This is a genomic window from Alteromonas macleodii (genome assembly GCF_903772925.1).
Taxonomy (GTDB): domain Bacteria; phylum Pseudomonadota; class Gammaproteobacteria; order Enterobacterales; family Alteromonadaceae; genus Alteromonas; species Alteromonas macleodii_A.
In genome coordinates this window covers 4,315,201-4,335,793 of record NZ_LR812090.1, presented here as the reverse complement: position 1 = coordinate 4,335,793, position 20,593 = coordinate 4,315,201, and the positions used below count along the sequence as shown (strand labels likewise).

Below are 20,593 nucleotides of genomic sequence, written 5' to 3'. Positions count from 1 at the left end.
GCACACGTAAAAAAGCGTGCTCCTAATGTTGATGAGCACGTACAAAGGAGGGCTTTTAGGTGAGTGAAACCTCGTATTCCACCGAAAACGAACGCATTCGTGCGCTTGAAGCCCGTGTTAATTCGCTAGAGCGACAGCTTAAGCGTCAAAAGATTGCACGTAAAAACGCTGAGTCTTTCTTAGAAACTTATTCACAGGATGCCTATTTAGCCAATCAGGCATTACGTAAAGCACTCAAAGACTCTAAACAAAGGGAACGAGAGCTTCTTTACCTCAATCGAACAGCATCCCAACTTACTCAAGCAACATCTGGAGAAAGTTACATATTTTCGGCGCTTGAATCTGCCGTAGAGTTCAGCGGTGCGTTTTGCGGCAAAGCCTTTACCTTAAAAGATGGCGAACTCATTATTGGCAACGATGACAGTGTACTGGTTCAGGGGCAGGGCTGGATTACGTCCCCCTCGTTAGCGCAATTTATCAAGCAGGAAACACCACTAGATTTACGAGAAAGCTATTCCCACTGGTGTGTTAGTGCAGTAATACAGCCTGAAACAGAAAAAGAGTCTCGCTTACTTCACTTGATGCATGAAATGTCGAAGGGGGAATATACGTGGTTAGTATTGTTGACCAAAGACGATAATCTAGAAGAAGAAACGCTTTACGTTTTAGATACCACAAAGCACTACCTCAACATTACCTCTCGATACCAAAATAAAAAAAGTGAACTAAATACCAGGCAACTAGAACTGAGTAACGTGAAAAAGGATCGGGATTTCCTTGAAGAAAGGTTAGTCAGTGCTGACAAAATGGCCATGTTAGGCCAGTTAGCCGCAGGTATCGCCCATGAAATTAATAATCCTATTGGTTATGTGCGAAGTAACACTGTCGTTGCAAAAGATATCTTTACCGATTATCAGCGTGCGCTTGAAGAAATAGGTAGCCTTTGTAAAGAAGCTGGTGGTGAAGTTGCAGCGCATTTCATGGCGCTAGAAAAGCGTTTTTCGCTTAAAGAAAGTGCAAATGAAATCGCGGAAATGTTTGATGAGTCTCATGAAGGTATTGAGCGTATTATCGAAATCGTGAAAGCGTTAAGAAGTTTCTCTTATCCAGGTTCGGGCAAGCATTCCGAAATTAGCGCTATCGAAGCCATGAATACAGCGATTAAGCTTACCAACAATTTGCATCGTTATCGCAATACAGTACGCTTTGAAGTACCAGAGGAAGACGCTTTCTTTAACGGCAACTCAGGGCAAATTCAGCAAGTGCTTGTAAACTTCTTAACCAATGCGATATATGCCACGCCTGAAGGGAAAAGCATAACCCTAAAAGTACAGAAGGAGGGAGACAGTGTCTATCTTGTCGTTGAAGATGAAGGTACTGGCATGTCAAAAGAAACGCTTAGTAAAGTGTTCACTCCGTTTTTTACTACCAAACCGCCAGGTGAGGGGACTGGGCTGGGTATGTCAATTTCTATGACCATTGTCGAGGAGCATAATGGCAGGATTGATATTGTCAGCGCTGAAGGCAGAGGCACAAAAGTGTCTGTTGTATTGCCATTGGTCTAAAGTATAAAGTGCTTTCCTAACTCACTGATAAAATATAAAATTTCTCTAATTTTTTGCTTAAGCTAGACAGCGGCTGTTTATGTTCTAGTCTTATGAGAAAGCAAAGATTCTCTGCTTTAAGGATGAACGCTTTGCAAAATGGAGAAAGTATTCAATGAGAAATAACCAGCCTGTTACCCAAAAAGAGTATAAATTCCCCCCTCACCACCGCCTTATTTCATCAACCGACAAACGTGGTGTTATTCAACATTGTAATAGCGAGTTTGTGGAAGCAAGTGGCTTTACCCGCGAAGAATTAATAGGCAAAAACCATAACTTGATTCGACACCCCGATATGCCAGCGCCCGTGTTTAAGGAAATGTGGCGTACTTTAGAGTCTGGACAAAGCTGGCTGGGATTAGTTAAAAACAGAAGGAAGAATGGTGATCACTACTGGGTTTCGGCATTCGTAACTCCCGTTTATGAAGGTAAAACAATCGTGGGGTATGAATCTGTTCGAGTTCCTGCGTTAAATGATGAAATAAACAGAGCTACAAAGGTTTATGAAAGAATAAGAGAAGGCAAATCGCCGGTATCGCCAGCGGTTCGCCTCGTACAAATGCTTTCGCATTTAGCACCATCATTAGTACTCAGTGCGCTAATGGTTTTGATATTGGCGTTTACACATGGCGCTGTTGCTGCTGGCATAGCGCTACTCGGCGCTATTATTTTAATGTTGGCTCAACAAACTAAAGCCAAAAAAGATTGGCACGGACTACTTGCGCTTAGTCCTGAAAGCTACGCAAATGAAACTGTGTCACAAACCTACTTTCCTGATCCACCTCATATAAGCCAAGCTAAACTCGCGCTAGGCTGTGAACTTGCCAGAAATCGCACGGCGTTAACCCGAATTAAAGATGCATCAACAGGTCTTGAGAACATAGCTAATACAACCCACCATCAGGCAGAAAGTACTAGCGCCGCCGTTGTACAGCAAAACCAAGCCACTCAGCAAATAGCATCTGCCGTGACGCAAATGAGTCAGGCTATTCAAGAAGTGGCTGAGCGGGTTGAAGGAAATGCGAAAAGTGCTAAAACAGCCGCAGCCAACGTAGAAACAGGTAACCAAAAAGCTGAACAAGCCATGCAGGCAATTGTTGCTTTGCGCGAGGCGGTAGAGTCAATTTCAACAACGGTAACTGAGCTCGCTCAGTCAACCAGCGATATAGGTGAAGCGGCCAACATTATATCCACCATTGCCGAGCAAACTAACCTGCTTGCGCTTAATGCTGCCATTGAAGCAGCTAGGGCAGGTGAGCAGGGAAGGGGGTTTGCAGTTGTTGCCGATGAAGTACGTACATTGGCTTCGAAAACCCGTGAATCAACCGATAAAATCCACAATATCATCAGTGAACTGGCTGAGCGTTCTGATCGCGCTGTGCGGGTATCTACAGAAGGGCTAGCTTCAGCAGAGCACGGCAGTATAATCGTGGAAGAAACACGTGGGGCATTATTTGAAATAAATAATGCGGTGAAAGGTATTGCTGATGCTACGGTAGAAATGTCTTCTGCTGTAGAAGAGCAAAGCACGGTGGCAGAGCATATTAACCAGCAGTTAGTGGAAGTGGCTGATGGCGCTTCTGAAACTCAGCGCTCCTCTGAGGCATCGCTAGCAGCGAGCCACGATTTACGCGCTACGGTAAATCAAGTTCACGAGCTTATTTTGCGTTTCAGTACAGACAAGCGGGTAGGAGAGTAGCCCTCTCCCCCCGTGTGGGCTTCGCCTAGTTCGTATTGAGTCCAGCATGTAGGCCGCGTTTATAGGCGGCGACGGCTGGGAACAGAGAAACTAAGTAGGTGCACCCTAGTATAAGTAAAATGATAATAACGCTGCTTTGACCAAACAGCGGACTACTCAAAAACAATCCATAGGTACTGCTTAACCAGGGTTTTAGTGCGCTCATTAACCCGGCCACCAAACCTAAGCTTAGCAAAGCACTCAACATAGTAAGCAGCATAGCTTCAATTTGAATAAGTAGAAGTAGGGTGAAAGGTCCTGCTCCAATGGTACGTAAAACCGCTATCTCTTGGTAACGTTCACGCATAGTTGCAAGTAGCATAGTCGCAAGCCCAATAAGTGCGCATATAACGATAAGGCCAGATAACCCAAGCAATAGCGACTCTACATTTCCCATAATTTGCCAAAGCTCAGCGAGTGCCATTCCCGGTAGTATAGCCATAAGCGGCTCTTTCTTACTTTGGTTGATTTGGTACTGAAGTTGTAACGCTGTAACGCGATGTTTTAGCCCAAGCATCACTACAGATACTGACTCAGGCGAAAACGCTTCGCTGTTGTATGTCTCATGTTCATCGGTATGCTCGCCGTGCTCGTGCTCGTGCTCGTGCTCGTGCTCGTGCTCGTGCTCGTCTGCGGTGGATTTATTACTCGATTTACGGCCTAACATTGAAGTGGGCGAATGCTTAGGCCCTGTGTGGGCTTCTTCAAGCCCCTGTAAGGTGACATACACAGCCTTATCTACGGGGGTGCCCGTTTTATCTAAAATACCGGAAATAGTAAAAGGGTGGTCGTCGTGATTATTGAATGAGACACTGCCTAAACCGTGAGAAATAATAATTTTATCACCCACTTCATATCCCAATGATTCCGCTATATCAGCACCAACTACTGTAGATAGCGGCTGAGTAAATGTCGCTCCATCAGATAGCTCTAGTGACTGCATGTCACCGTATTTAAAGTGGTCAAAGAAGCTGTTGGTCGTACCTACCACCCTAAAACCTCGGTGAGTATCACCTAAAGAGAGGGGTATAAGCCACGACACCTGTTTGTTAGATTTAAGCGATGCAACACTCTTATATTCAATGCCCTTAGTGGGTGTTCCTATATTAAACACCGACGACAATAGTAGATTAAGCTGGCCGCTTGGAGCACCAACGATAAGGTCGACGCCGGACACTGTTCGCGTAAAGCTGGTTTTCACTTGGCTGCGAATAATATCAACGCATAGAAGTAAACTAATGCTGATGGTAATGCTTAACAGCGTAAGTATTGCCGTTGTTTTCCTGCGCTTTAGACTTTCAATAGCAATGGTACTTAGCATTACGCACGCTCCTGTGCTTGTTCGATGCCACCGACTGAGGATATTGCGTGGTTCGTACTTGGGCTCAATTCACTGATACTGCAATGACGGTCAAAATAGCTCTCCATGGCTTTATCATGGCTAACGAAAATCATGGTGCTCTTATCTGCAACATCTTTTAACAGCGACATAAAGCTATCTCGCGCATCGCTATCTAACGCCGAAGTCGGTTCATCGACAATTAATAACTGTGGGTCATTAATAAGCGCTCGGGCTATAGCTACACGCTGCTGCTGGCCTATACTTAGGGCATCGGCCTTTGCGTGTAGTACTTGTGAAGGAAGCTGTAGCTTGTCGAGTAAATGGAGAAGCTTATCATCTCCTGCCGTTTTACTTACTTTACTATTTGCGAAGTACACTGCAGCGTTAATATTTTGTGCCACAGAAAGATACGGAATAAGATTGAACTGCTGAAAGACAACGCCAATATTGCGTGCTCTAAACTTGTCTCGCTGACGGTTTGATAAGGAAGAGAAAGGCTGCGATAACAAGGTTATGTCGCCTTGGGTGGGTGTCAAAGTACCGCATAGTAAATTAAGCAATGTACTCTTTCCGCTACCCGAAGGGCCTGATAGAAAAACATGTTCACCTTGTGGCACCAGCCATGCTTTTATATCAATGACGGGCGGGCTTTCTTTACTGTACGAAAACTGTAAATTATTTACTTCAATTGCTGGGTTGCACTCTTCTATTAATGCGTTGTGCTTTTTAGGCACTGCGTTGCGCTGGGAATGAGTGCTATTGTTTTTATTGATGGTATTCACGCTAAGCCCGACCTGTATATATGTCTTATGTTCACATTAGCAAAGGCGATACTTTGTTCCTTACTTCTTTACCAACTTATTTCAGCTAGCAAGAAGCAAGTAACGGGAGGTAGCACCGCTTTAAAGTGATGTTATCAAATAACATCATTTTGCGAAGTTATGTTATCAGAACTTACGCATTTAAAGCGGCAGTTGCTCTTACTTATTGTTCATCATAACGACATAAAGGGCGAGTTGAGCTACATTATTAGCCGTTGGCCTGTAGCTTTACTACTTCTGCGCTTTCATCTTCTAATACGCTTTCTGCTGTTGCGCCTTTAAAGATTTTGCTGACTTTATCTTTGTTTTTCGCCAGCATAATTGTGAGTTCTTCCACTACACTATCGTCTAGCTTGATACCCTTCGCATGAATATAGTCAGCAAGGTTATCTGCTGCATCAAGCATCTTATCGTACTGATCCGCTTCTTTTTTGTCGGTAGTTACCAATTTTTCTACCCCTTTGTGCGTAACAACATACTGTGTGGTAATGGCCATGGTAGGTCCCCTGTTTATTAAAGACACAAAAACTGTACAGCAAAATACTGTATAAATAAACAGTTGAATGGTAATATTATTGATAACATTGCTGAGCATTATCATTTAGTATGGGGGGTAGCTTAATGTGCATTTGAATTCAAACTCAATGGAAGCCGTAAGTTAATTATTTATTTCAGCGTCTCACATACCTGGAACAGAAGAAAAGTAGCGTTCATAAGCACGCTCTCGAAAAAAGGAATTCTAAAGTTATGGTAGTGAGTGAAGCTGTTCAGCAAGATATTCAGGCTATAGACGCAATCGAAGCAGTCCCTTATATAATGCAAATATTGGCCAGTAGCTTAGATTTGCGTTTTATCTGTGTTGCGAGAGTCACCGAAGAAGCATGGACAATGTGTGCCGTATTAGATAATGCAGAATTTGGTCTAACCCCTGGCGATCATTTGGAAATTGAAACTACCTTTTGTAGAACCGTCAGAGCAAGCAAAAAACAGATAGTCATTAATCATGCATCTGCTGATAGTGAATATTGTGATAATCCCATTCCTATTATGTATGGTTTTGAAAGTTATTTCTCCTACCCCATATATGATGCAAATGGTGACTTTTTTGGAACGCTTTGCGGCCTAGACCCAGAACCTAGGGAGTTACGCAACGAACTTGTTCACGGGCAAATTAGCGCTTTCGCTAAACTTATATCTAGCCAAATTTTATTAAAAGACCAGATGGAGCGTTCACAGGCGCAACTTACTGATGCAAGAAATATTGCTCGCCTTCAAGAACAGTATATCGCTATTTTAGGCCACGATATTCGGACGCCCTTATCTTCCATTCAAATTGGTATCAGCTTTCTTGACGACATAATAAAAGACAGTCAAATAGCCAGCACTGTTCAAGTACCTGTATTTAAAGCAGTGTCGAGAATGAAAAATAGTGTGCAGAGGATGACGCGTTTAATTGAAGATGCGATGGACTTTACTCATAGCCGTATGGGCGAAGGGCTACCTGTGAAAATGGCCAAAGCAGTCAGTTTAGCGCAACAGTTGAATTATACGGCTGAAGAGCTAGCTACTAATTACCCTAATTGCACTATCAGAACGCATATCGATATCACCGAGCAGCTGGTCTGTGATGAAAAGCGAGTGTGTCAGCTTTTATCTAATTTACTGAAAAATGCACTGGTTCACGGTGACCAAGCCCATCCGGTATATGTGAAAGTCATCACCAACCGAAACGATTTCATTCTCAGTGTGCAAAATAGCGGTACACCAATATCTGATGAGTCTAAGGCGCGTCTTTTTCAGCCTTTCTGGCGTAAAGAAAGCAGTGTAAAAAACGACGGGTTAGGGTTGGGGTTATTTATCGCATCAGAAATTGCAAGAGCGCACCAAGGTTCACTGAGCGTGACTTCTGATTTTAACGGCACAGAATTTACCTTTTGCTTTCCTTTAATCCGTGTTTCTTCTATTCCACATGAAAGCGTTTCGCATTAACCGCGAAACGTTATTGGTACAAACTACTTAAATAATGACAAGCGCAAAATGATTGCAAAAGTTGATTAATGCTTGTGCAACGATGTTTGTGTGCGTATAATGCGCGCCCTTACAGCCATCCCAATTCGTTCCTTGTCTCCATACAGTCGGCTGTACTGTCGAGGCTACAACCGTAAGGAGCTATAATGCGTCATTACGAAATCGTATTTATGGTTCACCCTGATCAGAGTGAACAAGTACCTGGTATGATCGAGCGTTATACCACAATCCTAAAGCAAGACGGTGGTCAGATTCATCGTTTAGAAGATTGGGGCCGTCGTCAACTGGCTTACCCAATTGAAAAGCTGCACAAAGCCCACTACGTACTAATCAATGCTGAAGCGTCTGCAGAAGCTGTTGATGAATTGGAAAATGCTTTCCGTTTCAACGACGTGATCCTACGTAACATGGTTATGCGCACTAAGACTGCTGTGACTGAGCCTTCTCCAATGATGAAAGAAGAGCCTCGTCGTGAGCGTCGTGACGATTCTGCTCCTCGCCAAGATCGCGCGGAAAAGAAAACTGAAACCACTGAAGACAACGCTTAAGGAGATCACCCATGGCTCGTTTTTTCAGACGTCGTAAGTTCTGCCGTTTCACTGCAGAAGGTGTGACTGAGATTGATTACAAAGATATCGCTACTCTTAAGAACTACATCACTGAGAGCGGTAAAATTGTCCCTAGCCGTATTACTGGTACAAGCGCAAAATATCAGCGTCAGCTGTCTTCTGCGATCAAGCGCGCACGTTTTCTTGCGTTGCTTCCGTACACTGATTCACACAAGTAATTTGGCGAATATAAGGGTTAGCTAAGATGAATATCATCCTACTAGATAAAATCGCCAACCTTGGCGGCCTGGGCGACCAAGTGACTGTTAAGTCTGGTTACGCTCGTAACTTCCTTTTCCCACAGGGTAAAGCGGTTCCTGCAACTAAAGACAACGTTGAAAAGTTCGAAGCACGTCGTGCTGAGCTTGAAGCGAAAATTGCTGAGCAACTAGCTGCTGCTAACGCACGCGCTGAAAAAGTTGCTGAGCTTGCTGAAGTTACAATCGCAGCTCCTGCTGGTGACGAAGGTAAACTATTTGGCTCTGTTGGTACTCGTGACATCGCTGATGCAATCACTGCAGCTGGCGTTGAAGTACAAAAAGCAGAAGTTAAACTACCTACTGGTACTCTTCGTGAGACTGGTGAGTATGACATCGACTTACAACTTCACTCTGACGTTATCACTTCAATCAAAGTGATCATCATTGCTGAAGCGTAATCGCTGACGTATTTGAAAAAAGCCGCTCTTGGAGCGGCTTTTTTTTGCTCTAAATTTTTTTCCGATACTTAAGAACAATACCAATCCGCATTGATGATTGCCCACCCAGAAGGTGCTGGTAAGTTTCCTAGCAAAGCGTGGGAATGCAGGAATGGCCGTTGCTTTTCAAATTCCCAGAGTGAAGCTTGCCAGACCTTACCGAAGGGCGAGTTTAAAAAATCCCTACCCTCACTCCACGTCGCGACGCCTAATTGACGATGGGTGTAAGCAAATATGTCCAGCGTCGGCAAATAGCCTATTTTTTAGGTCCACTCATCTACGACAAATAACGTTTTTTAAATAGTTTTTAAACATAATGTTAATAATCGCTGAAATTCTTAGTGTCACGGCTTTAAACTTTTTCTGTCATTGCTGCGACCTATAGTAAACCGAATAATAAAAAGCATAAGTGCCATCTTATGGACATTACTAAGCAAGCAATAAAAAACGCGACCGGGGTAGGTATCGGTATAACGCTACTGGTATTTTTAGGTCTATATAGCCTGTTTAATTTACCGGTACAGCTGTTTCCTGACATTGAACGACCTAATATTAACATTCAGACCTCTTGGCGCGCTGCGTCGCCTCAAGAGATTGAGTCGGAGATCATTGAACCTCAAGAGGAAGTGCTGCAGGGGATCCCTGGCCTTGAGTCGATGAATGCATGGGCAAACCAAGGTAATGCGTGGATTAATCTAGAGTTTGGTTTAGATACGGACATGCAGAAGACACTCATTGAAGTGATTAGCCGCATGAACCGTGTACCGCCACTACCTCGCGATGCCCTGTCTCCTAATATTATGCTTGCTGGAAGTGGGGGAGACGCCCCCGCTTTGACCTACTTTTTTCTTCAGCGCCTTCCGGGCAATCCAAACGAAATTAATACCTATGTGACCTTTTTTACCGATGTCATTAAACCTCAGCTTGAATCTATTCCGGGTGTTGCAAGAGCGCGTATGGAAAGCGGGGTTGGCGGCGTCGAGGAGTTTCAAATTGTTTTCGACCCGTTTAAAGCGGCGCAGTTAGGCATTGACCTGACGGCAGTTGCCAACGAGTTGGGGCGTGCGAATGATATTTCAGGCGGCTTTGTCGATGTGGGCAGAAGACGCTATACCCTGCGTTTTGAAGGTCGTTACGAGCCTACGCAAATGGGTGAAATGATCCTTGAATGGCGAGACGGTAGCCCTATTACTTTGCATGACATTGCCGACATTAAAATCACCCGCGCTGACGGTGCAAACTACAGTGTGCAAAACGGCAATCCGGCTATATCTATTCGCGTAGACAGACAAAACAACGCCAATGTTCTAGCTACCTTAGAAGCCGTAAAAGCAAAAGTTGCACAAATAAACGAACAGGACTTGGCCCCTGAACAGTTAGTAATGGCGCAAAGCTTCGATGCCTCAGTGTTTATCTATAGAGCGGTGCAGCTAGTTACCAGCAATTTATTTATAGGCGTGCTGCTTGCCATTGCCGTGCTTTGGCTCTTTATGCGCCAGCTGCGGGCAACGCTCATTGTGGCATTGGCCATTCCTATCTCACTACTTAGCACTTTTGTGGTGCTTCAACTTACCGGTCGCTCGCTCAATATCATTTCACTGGCAGGACTCGCCTTCGCGGTAGGTATGGTGCTAGATGCCGCTATTGTCGTGCTGGAAAACATTGTAAGAACGCGCAAGAGCGCCGAAGCCGAAATCGAAAATAAAGACCCAAATTCACAAACGCACATGGAGGATTGTGCCCATCGGGGAACGAAAGAAGTGTTTGGTGCCCTCATGGCGTCAACAGCCACCACCGTTGCTATTTTTATTCCCGTCATGTTTTTGGAAGATGTTGAAGGGCAATTGTTTGCTGACCTCGCTCTTACCATTGCCATTGCAGTGTGTATGTCGCTAGTGGTTGCGGTAACGGTATTGCCCGTCGTTGCCGCTAAATACCTTAATGGCAACATGCCAGCTGATAGCTTACAGCGGGTATGGGCTAAGATAACCCGCGCTATTATGTCGCTATCAAATACGCCGCTTCGCCGCCTTGTATTAGTCATAACACTCATGGGCGTGCCTATTACAGGTAGTGTTTTGCTTATGCCTTCCATGGATTATTTGCCGCCCGTAAAACGCGATGCCGTTGACGCCTTCTTAAGTTTGCCTGCGGGTGCCAGTGAAAACTTTATTAGTGAAGAAGTGATGCCAATTATCGTTGAGAGACTGCAGCCCTATATGGACGGAGAAAAGCAGCCAGCGCTGAAAAACTACTACATTATCACATGGCCAAATGGTGGGAATTTGGGCGTACGCGCTAAAGAACAGTCTAAGGTCAAAGAGTTAGAAGCCATTGTTCGCGATGAAATTTTAAAGGATTTGCCGGATACACAAACCTTTTCACAACAGGGCAATTTATTTGGTGGCTTTGGAAACGGTCGCTCAATCGACATACATCTTCAAGGTACCGACCAAACCATGCTCGGCATCGCTGCGCAAGCAGGTTTAGACAAATTGAGAGAAGTTTTCCCTAACGCTAATGCGCGTTCGAATCCTCCACTAGAGCAAGCTGAACCAGAGCTTCGCTTTTACCCTTATGACAGCCGAATGATGGAAGTCGGGTTAAATCGGGGCAGTATGGGGAACCTGGTACGCGCCATGGGTGATGGTATGTATGTGGGGGAGTACTTCGATGGCACCAAACGCATGAATATTATCTTTCGCTCAGCACCTTGGTTCACACCCGAAGACTTGAACAGTACGCCAGTCATGACGCCATCAGGCGAAGTGGTGCAATTAGGCGAACTGGTAGGTATTGAAAGAGCCGTAGGACCAAGCCGTATTCAGCGCATTGATGGTCGAAGAACCCTCACGCTAAACGTAAATCCGCCAGAGGGTATGAGTTTAGAAGAAGCCATGAAAGTGATTACCTCTGAGGTTGAGCCCGCCATTATGGCCATGATGCCTACCGATGGCGCTATTAATTATGGTGGTAGCGCGGATAGCTTAAAAGGCGCTATTGCCTCGATGGCTGATAACTTTCTTTTTGCCATGGTGTTACTACTGCTGCTAATGGCGGGGTTGTTTAAATCGTTAAAAGACAGCGTGCTGGTAGTACTTTCTATTCCGCTAGCCACGGTGGGCGGGGTGATTGCTATTCGTATCATGAACATCCTTACCTTCCAGCCCATGGACCTGTTAACCATGATTGGCTTTATTATTTTGCTAGGGCTTGTAGTAAACAATGCCATTTTACTCGTGCATCAGACTCGCGTAGGAGAGCAAGAAGGACTGACCCGTGATGACGCGGTAGAGCAAGCCATTAAACTTCGTTTACGGCCTATTTTTATGAGCACGTTGACTTCCATCTTTGGCATGCTGCCCCTACTGTTGCTACCAGGTGCAGGCAGCGTTATTTACCGAGGTCTTGCGGCTGTAATTGTGGGAGGAATGACGGTAAGTACCATATTCACTTTGCTATTACTGCCTACCTTGTTGCGTATGACGGCTTCAAAGTCATCTGTAAATTTACTCAAACCCTTGGCCGAGCGTATGCAGAGCACTGACGCATCGCCGACTACCTCATCCATCGTAAAACAAAACAAATACAGCGACCATGTGTAAGGAAAAGACAACCATGAAAGCAATGACTTCTACTCTCGCCCTTAGTGTGTTTACCTCTAGTTTTCGTGCCTTTGGTTTGTTTACCTTATTGGCAAGCAGTGTGTCGTTGAGCGCGCAAGCACAGAATAACAATCAACCACCACCTGTGCTGGTTCAAATAGATGAAGCCAGAGAGCAAGCGATTTCACAACTAACCTGGGTTCCTGGAACGGTACTAAGCGTTATTGATGCAAACCTCGCCTCTGAGGTAGACGGTCGCATCACTTGGATGGCAGAGGTAGGTGATGTGGTAAAAGCGGGGGAGCCTTTAGTTAAAGTCGACGATACTCGCTTGAGCATTACCCGCAATCAAAATGCTTCAAATATTGCCAGATGGCAATCGCAGGTTGAGTTGTTTACCAAACGTCTCGCGAGGTACAAAAACCTTCAGGCCAGTCAAAACACGTCCAGAGGTGAGTTAGAGGAAGTGGAAGCTGACTTAGAGAATGCCAAACAGGAGTTGGCGCAAGCCAAATTGGATTTAGAATTCACCGAATATCAGATTGCACAAAGCAGTATTCGTGCTCCTTTTACGGCCTTGGTGGTTGAAAGGCTGCAGTCGCCTGGCGAATATACTGGGGTAGGGCAAACCCTGCTTCGCGTGGTAAACCCTGATAGTGTTGAAGTTCAGGTGCGCGCCCCCCTTAACGTATTACCCTATCTTGCTAACGGCATGAGCGTGACAGTTCACAATAACGTGAACCAAGTAGAAGAATCTATTCGTGCCATTGTACCTGTAGGCAACAGTGCATCGCGTATGATGGAGCTAAGAATTGCCATCAACCCAGGCGATTTTCCAATAGGCAGTGCAGTGCGAGTGGCCTTACCTAGCAGCGATACTCATGATGGTGTCACCATACCCCGCGATGCACTAGTACTAAGGAAGTCGGGCACTTTTATTTATCAGCTAAACGAAAATAACGAAGCTGAGCAAGTGAAGGTGACAACCGGAGTGGGCATGGGCGATAGAATTGAAGTGTTTGGTGATGTGGACCCGAAGCGTTCGGTTGTTGTAAGGGGTGCAGAACGTTTACGTGCGGGCCAGAAAGTGCGCTACGACGATGAGCGGAAGTCTTTGACGGCGAAAAATTGAGGAAGTGTAACAATTGTAAAAGTGCTATCCATTTAGGCAAAACTTAATGAGAATGTTTCTTATTTGTAATTGTTGATTGTCAAATGGAGTTACCCTTGAAAAAGTTAGTTTTAGCTAGTGCAGTGTGCACGCTATCCAGCCCAGCAGTATTCGCGCAATCCTTAGAAAACCAGAATGAAGAAACCAAGTCTATAGAGCGAGTTGCTGTGGTAGGCGCAGCAACTAACTTAAGCATTACTGCTGAAGATATTGAGCAGTTTCAGGCAAACGACTTAGCTGACGTTTTCAGAGAGTCGCCGTCGGTCAGCGTTGGCGGTTCAGTGGGTGTAGCACAAAAAATCTTTATCCGCGGATTAGAAGATGCTTACCTAAATGTAACCGTAGATGGCGCACAACAAACCTCAACGCTATTTCACCACATTGGTCGCGTTACTTTAGACCCCGATCTTTTGAAGCAAATTGATGTGCAGGCTGGTGCCGGCGAAGCGACGAGCGGCCCAGGTGCTATAGGCGGTTCAATACGCTTTAAAACCAAAGACGCGCAAGATTTATTGAGAGGCGACGAACAATTTGGCGGTCGAGTAAAAGCAAGTTATTTCTCAAACGATGGTACCCGATATAGCGGTAGCCTTTATGGAAAGCTAAACGACACTTGGGGCTTACTAGGTTATTACAGCACGGTAGACAGAGATAACTTTGAAGACGGCGACGGTAATGAAGTACTAGGTACTGCCGCAGATCAAGATCTCATGTTCCTTAAAGCCAGTGGTTACATTGCGGATAATCAATACCTTTCATTAAGTGCAGAGCAGCGCGATGAAGAAGGTGAGTTTTCGGCAAGACCTAACTGGGTAGTACTAGAAGGTGCCCCGCTTTATCCTAGTGAAGCAGAGCGTGATACCTATGTTGCGAACTACCGTTTTGACCATAGCGCATTGGTGTTTTTAGAAGCTACAGCATATCAAACTTCATCATCGTTCCGCGGCGGACGTTTTGACTTCTTATCTGATATCGATACCTATGGATTTGATATTAGAAATACGAGCGACGTTACCAATCACGTATTTACCTATGGTATCGATTATCGCAAAGACGAAGTAGAGAGCGGCCCAGGAACAGGCCCTGTTCAAAATGCAGAAGAAGGCAGCGTATTAGGAATCTATGCGCAGGCTCATAGCAACATCACGCCAGAATTGTTGCTTAGTTATGGCGTACGTTATGACAATTTTGACTTCCAGCAAGAAATTCTTATTGATGACTATTACGGCACACCCGTTACCGATGAGCCATCTGGACTAGATAACAATGAACTTAGCTTTAACGTGGGTCTTGAATATCAGCTTACCGAAGCTTGGACCCTTGGTCTTGGCTACGCAGAAGCGGCTCGCGGCAAGCAAATTGGTGATGGCTTCACCCTAGATGAGTACTTATACGATGGCGAAGACGTTCCTGTTGTTGCCAGTGACGTGGTGCCTGAAACTGTTACCAATATCGAAGCGTCAATTGAATACAGTGCCAATAATCTAAACGCGCGTCTTAGCGCTTATGAATCTACCATTGATGATGTGCTATTTAGCGGTTATCAAGGTAACTCGGTATTTAATAATATCGGCGACCTAGAATCATCTGGCGTAGAGTTTAACCTTGCGTATCGCTGGGATTCTGTTGACCTGTACTTTGGGTTTTCAAGCGTAGACGTTGAGTTGATGCCTCGTGAAGATCTGTACAGCGTACCGTATAACAGCATCGATATTAACGGGTACGAGTTTGTTGGCTTAGGTAATAGCCGCGGCGATACTTGGGTACTTGGTGCAGATTATACCGTTACTGCTGACATCAGCGTAGGCTTCAACATTACTATGGTTGACGACATCAACATAGATACCCTTCATCAGGCCTTAGAAAACGGCTGGACCGATTCGCTGTATTCACTAAACAAAGCAGACTATACTCTAGTGGATATTTATGGCGAATGGGAAGTTACCAATGACCTGCGCGTAAATGTGGCGGTAACAAACCTGTTTGATGAAGCCTATATCGACCATTCAAGTGTGGGTGATTACAGCGAAGTATTCCCAAGCGTTGTTGGTCCACAAGAAGCTGGGCGAGATATTCGTTTATCAGTGACTTACGATTTCTAAGTAACGCTATTAAATGAATTTTTCCTCGTTTAAAAGGTGGGTCTTTTGGACCCACCTATTTGCTGGCTTATTGGCCAGCATTGTCGTTTTCATTATGGCTTTTACTGGGGTATTGCTAACTTACGAGCGCCAGTTTAAAGAGCTAAGTGAAATGGCTTATGCGCAAACCATTGATATTGAAAAGTCGGTGATCTCGACTGACCAAGTTGTATCACTACTTCGCGAAAAGCATCCTGACGAAGCGCATATTTTCGTTCGATGGGTAAATAGTGAAGGAGCGGCCATTCCGGCGTGGGCGGGCGAGCATAGTTATCTTATTCACCCCTATACCGGAGGCATATTAAGAGAGGGAGAAGGGGTTGTTGAAGAAGCATTTCATGTCATCACTGACCTCCATCGATACCTCTTAATGGAAGGCGATTACCAATTAATTGGCAAAACCATAACGGCTTATAGCAATCTTATTTTTATTTTTTTGCTGTTATCGGGTGTCATCATTTGGTTGCCGAAACACCTATCTAAAAAGTCCTTAAAGCAGCAAATGTGGTTGCGGCAAAAATACACAAACAAACAACATCGTCGCCGACATTGGCATTTTGTTTTTGGCATGTGGTCATTGCCTTTTTTACTTGTAATTGGAACAACGGCTACGCTGTTTTATTTTGAATGGGCTAACAAAGCACTGTATGGCATGTATGGTGAACAAGTACCTGCTCGCGAAAAGAAGGCAATGCCTGAAACGCTAGACGCCGACGTTGTCAGTTACCACACGTTATTTAATAAAGCGCAGCAACACGCCAATGAGCATGGCTATCAGAATTGGTACTCCATGTGGATGGAGATTGGTAAAAGTGAGGGCGTCGCCCGATTTTATATTGATAAAAGTATAGGGCACAGGCAAGAGTTAGCGTATTCACTGTATTTCGACACGAGAAGCGGTGACATCACTAGAACACTATATAAAGAAGATTGGCCCAAAGGAAGTCAGGCGTGGGGCACTTCTCGCTTTTTACATACGGGCGAATATTTCGGCTTTATAGGCCAGACCATAGCAGGATTGGTCAGCTTGCTTTGCTGTATCTTAGTTTATACTGGCACACTACTTGGTGTGAAAAGGCTTCTTAGTTTGCGAAAGCAGCATCAGAAAACTTAGGCAGGGTGATGGTGACCATCAGTCCTGTCTGCTTGGTTGCGCTTGCATCTTTATTTAGATAAGCGTTATTGATCTGCTCATCGTCTTTGTTTGCGCGATTGCTCGCTGATATGACGCCGCCGACCGCGGCAATTTGGCGTTTCGCCAGTGCAAGCCCAAGGCCAAACCCAGAGCGCTTTGCAGCATGAACATAGTTTTTCGTTGCACGGGCCTTGTCTACCCTGAAAAAAGGTTCAAATATGGCGTTAAGCATTGATTCAGGGACGCCAGTGCCCTCGTCTGTAACAGTGATAACGTAGTTATTGTTATCGCTGACCAAGGTCACGCTTACTTTGCTTTGTTGCGGTGTATGGCGCAAAGCGTTGCGAATAATATTCTCTAATGCCTGCCCCAAAGCAAGCTGACTGCTTTTTTCTATACTCGCACATTCCGGCGTGCTTACGCATAATGTTCTATCAGGGTATTCAAAGCGGGCATCTTCACAAATAACGTTGATAAGCTCTACAAGATCAAAATCATCGCTGTTTAATTGAGGTGACTCTGTATTTAGCCAGGCAAAGGTTAGGGTATCTTCAACAAGCTCTCTCATTGTGCTTGCTTCATAGCGCAGGCGGGAAAGGGCTTGTTCACGGTTAATATCTTGTTCTACAAAATCTATCGCCATATCAATGCGAGCAAGAGGCGTGCGAAGCTCGTGAGAAAGGTCTGCAAGCAAACTTCTTTGGTTATAAATGAGACTGCTCGTTCTTTGCGCCATTTTATCGAAGGTTTGAGCAAGTGTAGTAAGTTCATCATTTCGCTCGGGCATCGTAGCCATTGCACGGGCTTCTAAGTTACCGTTAGCAAAATCTTTTGTTGCCCTTTCTAACTGCTTAAGTGGTGTCATAACATGTCGATAAAGCATAAAACTCAATAGACTTAGTATGACTAAAGGTAATGCAATTTGTAATGCCAAGCGGGTGGCGAGTAATAACGAGCCTGGGCGCATCCGCTGTGGAAGCTGAATCAAAAAGTGTGTGTTGTTGTCTACAAAAGGCACTTCCATTACAGGGTTTTCAGAGAAATACAAATGTATTTTCCATTCAGGGCTCCGCCCAATTTGAAACCTATCAGCAAACTCATCTAACATCTTGGTATCTGCGAATGTTGTCATTTCAGAGTTAAGCACAGCAAGCCAGGTGTTCTCTTTCGCTCTTATCTCTTTTAAGAAAACGGCTAACCCTTCTTCTCCCTTTTCCAGATAGATTTTTTCGGCTTCCTTCCCATAGGCGTAAAGGGTTTCCTGATGAACCTTATCTAGAAAGCTCATGCTAGTTTCGGTGTGATTAGTAAGCCAAGCAATGGCCCAAAATAGCAAAACAGTACCAACCGCGATGAATGCACATAGCCGCCAAAGCAATTTATTTTTCACGAAAAGCGGTATCCTTGTCCATGAACCGTGGCCAGGCGCTCGGGGGGCATACCCGTTTCAACTAACTTTTTGCGTACTCTAGAAAGGTGCATATCTAGGCTTCGGTCATATCGAGAAAAGGGTTTATTGAGCACACTGTGGTAAAGAAATGCTTTACTCAAGGTTTCGCCCTTGTTTTCTACGAGCATCCAAAGAAGCTTGAATTGTATAGGTGTAAATTCGAGTAACTTTGCGTGGTATTTAGTCACCTGTTGAATGCGATTTAGATAAAGCACATCAACCAAGATTTCTGACTTCTGCGTACCCGAATTACTCATTGCTTTGCTACGCCTTAGTATTGCGTCGATGCGAAGCATCATTTCAGTAAAATTGAAGGGCTTAGGTAAGTAGTCATCTGCGCCTTTACGGTAGCCTTCAATTCGCTCTTGCTCGGCACCAGATGCTGTAATCATCATTACAGGTGTTTGTTTAATTTGCCTAAGTTGATGCAACAATGAGAGACCATTTAACGATGGAAGGCGTATGTCGAGCAATACAAGGTCAAAGTTTTCCTCAAGCGCAGCGTGCAATCCGGCATGACCATCGTTTTCATGGCGAGTGTCAAACCCTCGAGCCTGCAGTAGTTGAGTAATTTGTTCACTTAACGTCGCGTCATCTTCAATAATGAGTATTCGTGTTTTACACATAACGGCTTAAGAAATAAATTTTAGTTTATATTATTAATAATAATTATCATTTGCAACTTCTCTATTTATGACGATGGTACGCGCTTTCTGCGTTATTCGACTGATGAAAATGAAAAAGCAACTAGACCCCGCTATGCCTGGGGTAATTTTAAATGAAGGGGAGAAGGTGTCTTTTTTAACCGTTGTCTATCATTCGGGTCTTATCACTAACAAACTTGCCCAAACTTGCCATTGTGGTTATTCTTTAGTCAAATGAGATCTGGTGTTATTTTCAAGGATTGAAGGTGTCTGAACTAAGAAGTAGTGCTTTTATTGCTTTATCTATTGTTCTTTGCGGTTATATCGGGGTTTGGGCATACTTGATAAATGAGCGGCCTGCTCAACTCTCAGCGCCTTATAAAAGCTGCATTGACAGTTGCAGGGCGAATATGGAGTACCTGCTTTCTGATTCCGAGAGTTATCAATACGCTTCAATGCATAACGCACTCAATCAAATTTTCAAGCCGTACGCTGAAGAAGAGGTGGGTTATTACATTTCCTGTAACTCAAAACGGTGTGCACTTTGGGTTTATGTAAATACGCCATCAAAATTGCCTCCCATACTTCGCCGCCTAGAAAATGAAGTTTCTCCGTTTTTTTACAATGAATCACCTCTTTTTCAAGAGGGAGACGGCAAAGCTATCTACTCAAATTATTCTATTTATCCGCAACTTTACCAGCAATCTTTTGGCATTTTCCACGCCACTCATCGTCAAGCGGTTCCAGCTTAGCTAGCTTTTGAGCAAGTGCTTTGTCGGCTTTCGTATGGGCACATTGCATTAAGGTGTGGACATTAACGGTATCGTCCTCACGGTGCAACAGTGTTACTTCGTCGCCAACGTTAATGGTACCGGTTTTAATAACTCGGTAGTACCAGCCAGTAATACCTCGTTCTCCAACAAATCTATCTAAGTTGGGGATGCCAAAGCGGTGGGATATTTTATTGCAAGGGGCACGCGGTGCACTTACTTGCAGCTCTACATCGCCGAACTTCCAGATATCTCCGATATAAACAGTGGCATCGTCCATGCCTTCTACACTGATGTTTTCGCCAATACTGCCTAGCGAGAATTCGCCTTCAGGAAAGTGTTTTCTTAATGTCAGGTAGTTGGTCGGATTGAACTGATGCAGCACTTTTTCCGGTCCACCGTGAAGGCGTTTGTTGGCCTGCTCGTCTTCATCGGTTCTGTCCGTATGTACCGTTAACTTTTCGACGGAGGTTTTAACAATGCTACTTGGTGCCCCACGAGGCCCAAGTGGCTGAGGTTTTCCAGCAAACAAAGCGTTAACAGTAAAGGTGGCAGACATGGCAACTCCAAAAAATATTTTTGTGTATTTAAACCTTTCTACTATAGGGTACGACTAACCTTATAACACTAACAAGTGCTTATACCAGTCCGCATAGATAATTACCCACTCAGCGAGAGTTAAAATGTTCGTAATCGCGGCGTGTTACCGCAGGTATAGTGGTTCTACACCAAGGTGACACAACAAAGAGTACGGACATTTTAAACTCGCCCTTCGGGAAGGTCTGGCAAGCTTCCTAGCTGCATTCTGGGAATTTGAAAGGGAACAGCCATTCCTGCAT

At 44.6% G+C, this 20,593-nt stretch carries 16 protein-coding genes; 10 read left to right on the top strand and 6 right to left on the bottom strand.

Going from position 1 to position 20,593, the window contains the following annotated elements; translation table 11 throughout:
* Window positions 1–59: 59 nt before the first annotated feature.
* Window positions 60–1,565 carry a sensor histidine kinase gene (locus tag PCAR9_RS18540; RefSeq protein WP_179984870.1) on the top strand — a complete coding sequence of 502 codons (1,506 nt, stop codon included), beginning with the start codon at window positions 60–62 and terminating at the stop codon, window positions 1,563–1,565.
* 154 nt (window positions 1,566–1,719) lie between these two features.
* Window positions 1,720–3,303: a methyl-accepting chemotaxis protein gene (locus tag PCAR9_RS18535; RefSeq protein ID WP_179984869.1), complete on the top strand. Its 1,584-nt coding sequence runs from the start codon at window positions 1,720–1,722 to the stop codon at window positions 3,301–3,303.
* 25 nt (window positions 3,304–3,328) lie between these two features.
* Here PCAR9_RS18535 and PCAR9_RS18530 read toward each other — a convergent pair whose 3' ends face one another.
* The 3 genes from PCAR9_RS18530 to PCAR9_RS18520 all read right to left on the bottom strand — a co-directional run bounded on the left by PCAR9_RS18530 (window position 3,329) and on the right by PCAR9_RS18520 (window position 6,001).
* The gene (locus PCAR9_RS18530) at window positions 3,329–4,663 is read right to left on the bottom strand and encodes an ABC transporter permease (protein ID WP_179984868.1); all 1,335 of its coding nucleotides are present in this window, start codon (window positions 4,661–4,663) and stop codon (window positions 3,329–3,331) included.
* The gene (locus PCAR9_RS18525; RefSeq protein ID WP_179984867.1) at window positions 4,663–5,466 is read right to left on the bottom strand and encodes an ABC transporter ATP-binding protein; all 804 of its coding nucleotides are present in this window, start codon (window positions 5,464–5,466) and stop codon (window positions 4,663–4,665) included. The genes PCAR9_RS18530 and PCAR9_RS18525 overlap by 1 nt, the downstream gene beginning before the upstream one ends.
* Window positions 5,467–5,713: 247 nt before the next feature.
* Window positions 5,714–6,001 carry a YebG family protein gene (locus tag PCAR9_RS18520; RefSeq protein ID WP_118491551.1) on the bottom strand — a complete coding sequence of 96 codons (288 nt, stop codon included), beginning with the start codon at window positions 5,999–6,001 and terminating at the stop codon, window positions 5,714–5,716.
* Between the two features lie 257 nt (window positions 6,002–6,258).
* Here PCAR9_RS18520 and PCAR9_RS18515 point away from each other — a divergent pair, with 257 nt between their 5' ends.
* From PCAR9_RS18515 to PCAR9_RS18480, 8 genes are all read left to right on the top strand, one after another.
* Window positions 6,259–7,494, top strand: coding sequence for a GAF domain-containing sensor histidine kinase (locus PCAR9_RS18515; RefSeq protein ID WP_179985278.1), 1,236 nt, complete (start codon window positions 6,259–6,261; stop codon window positions 7,492–7,494).
* Between the two features lie 185 nt (window positions 7,495–7,679).
* Entirely contained in the window at window positions 7,680–8,081 is a 402-nt protein-coding gene (rpsF, locus tag PCAR9_RS18510; RefSeq protein WP_014951120.1) for a 30S ribosomal protein S6, read from the top strand.
* Between the two features lie 11 nt (window positions 8,082–8,092).
* Window positions 8,093–8,320, top strand: a complete 228-nt coding sequence (gene rpsR, locus PCAR9_RS18505; protein WP_012519954.1) for a 30S ribosomal protein S18 — start codon at window positions 8,093–8,095, stop codon at window positions 8,318–8,320.
* Between the two features lie 26 nt (window positions 8,321–8,346).
* The gene (gene rplI / locus PCAR9_RS18500; RefSeq protein WP_012519953.1) at window positions 8,347–8,799 is read left to right on the top strand and encodes a 50S ribosomal protein L9; all 453 of its coding nucleotides are present in this window, start codon (window positions 8,347–8,349) and stop codon (window positions 8,797–8,799) included.
* A 458-nt stretch (window positions 8,800–9,257) separates the two neighbouring features.
* On the top strand, window positions 9,258–12,443 hold the full coding sequence (locus PCAR9_RS18495; RefSeq protein WP_179984866.1) for an efflux RND transporter permease subunit: 3,186 nt from the start codon (window positions 9,258–9,260) through the stop codon (window positions 12,441–12,443).
* A 13-nt stretch (window positions 12,444–12,456) separates the two neighbouring features.
* Window positions 12,457–13,575: an efflux RND transporter periplasmic adaptor subunit gene (locus tag PCAR9_RS18490; RefSeq protein ID WP_179984865.1), complete on the top strand. Its 1,119-nt coding sequence runs from the start codon at window positions 12,457–12,459 to the stop codon at window positions 13,573–13,575.
* Window positions 13,576–13,670: 95 nt separating this feature from the next.
* Window positions 13,671–15,716 carry a TonB-dependent receptor gene (locus tag PCAR9_RS18485; protein ID WP_179984864.1) on the top strand — a complete coding sequence of 682 codons (2,046 nt, stop codon included), beginning with the start codon at window positions 13,671–13,673 and terminating at the stop codon, window positions 15,714–15,716.
* A gap of 13 nt (window positions 15,717–15,729) precedes the next feature.
* A complete protein-coding gene (locus PCAR9_RS18480; protein ID WP_179984863.1) occupies window positions 15,730–16,869 on the top strand; it encodes a PepSY-associated TM helix domain-containing protein in 1,140 nt (379 codons plus the stop codon).
* On the opposite strand, the gene PCAR9_RS18475 is transcribed toward PCAR9_RS18480, so the two are convergent.
* The 3 genes from PCAR9_RS18475 to PCAR9_RS18465 all read right to left on the bottom strand — a co-directional run bounded on the left by PCAR9_RS18475 (window position 16,838) and on the right by PCAR9_RS18465 (window position 20,313).
* Window positions 16,838–18,280 carry a sensor histidine kinase gene (locus PCAR9_RS18475; RefSeq protein ID WP_179984862.1) on the bottom strand — a complete coding sequence of 481 codons (1,443 nt, stop codon included), beginning with the start codon at window positions 18,278–18,280 and terminating at the stop codon, window positions 16,838–16,840. The genes PCAR9_RS18480 and PCAR9_RS18475 overlap by 32 nt on opposite strands.
* Window positions 18,277–18,966 (bottom strand): response regulator transcription factor, encoded by a 690-nt coding sequence (locus tag PCAR9_RS18470; RefSeq protein ID WP_179984861.1) that lies wholly within the window; start codon window positions 18,964–18,966, stop codon window positions 18,277–18,279. Before PCAR9_RS18470 ends, PCAR9_RS18475 begins: the two co-directional genes overlap by 4 nt.
* Window positions 18,967–19,662: 696 nt before the next feature.
* Window positions 19,663–20,313 (bottom strand): MOSC domain-containing protein, encoded by a 651-nt coding sequence (locus PCAR9_RS18465; protein ID WP_179984860.1) that lies wholly within the window; start codon window positions 20,311–20,313, stop codon window positions 19,663–19,665.
* Window positions 20,314–20,593: the final 280 nt, after the last annotated feature.

Bases quoted from the DNA above. Each gene is read 5' to 3' on its own strand.
- PCAR9_RS18535 (WP_179984869.1), top strand. From the start codon at position 1,720: ATGAGAAATAACCAGCCTGTTACCCAAAAAGAGTATAAATTCCCCCCT.
- PCAR9_RS18530 (WP_179984868.1), bottom strand. From the start codon at position 4,663: ATGCTAAGTACCATTGCTATTGAAAGTCTAAAGCGCAGGAAAACAACG.
- PCAR9_RS18520 (WP_118491551.1), bottom strand. From the start codon at position 6,001: ATGGCCATTACCACACAGTATGTTGTTACGCACAAAGGGGTAGAAAAA.
- rpsF (WP_014951120.1), top strand. From the start codon at position 7,680: ATGCGTCATTACGAAATCGTATTTATGGTTCACCCTGATCAGAGTGAA.
- rpsR (WP_012519954.1), top strand. From the start codon at position 8,093: ATGGCTCGTTTTTTCAGACGTCGTAAGTTCTGCCGTTTCACTGCAGAA.
- rplI (WP_012519953.1), top strand. From the start codon at position 8,347: ATGAATATCATCCTACTAGATAAAATCGCCAACCTTGGCGGCCTGGGC.
- PCAR9_RS18495 (WP_179984866.1), top strand. From the start codon at position 9,258: ATGGACATTACTAAGCAAGCAATAAAAAACGCGACCGGGGTAGGTATC.
- PCAR9_RS18490 (WP_179984865.1), top strand. From the start codon at position 12,457: ATGAAAGCAATGACTTCTACTCTCGCCCTTAGTGTGTTTACCTCTAGT.
- PCAR9_RS18480 (WP_179984863.1), top strand. From the start codon at position 15,730: ATGAATTTTTCCTCGTTTAAAAGGTGGGTCTTTTGGACCCACCTATTT.
- PCAR9_RS18470 (WP_179984861.1), bottom strand. From the start codon at position 18,966: ATGTGTAAAACACGAATACTCATTATTGAAGATGACGCGACGTTAAGT.
- PCAR9_RS18465 (WP_179984860.1), bottom strand. From the start codon at position 20,313: ATGTCTGCCACCTTTACTGTTAACGCTTTGTTTGCTGGAAAACCTCAG.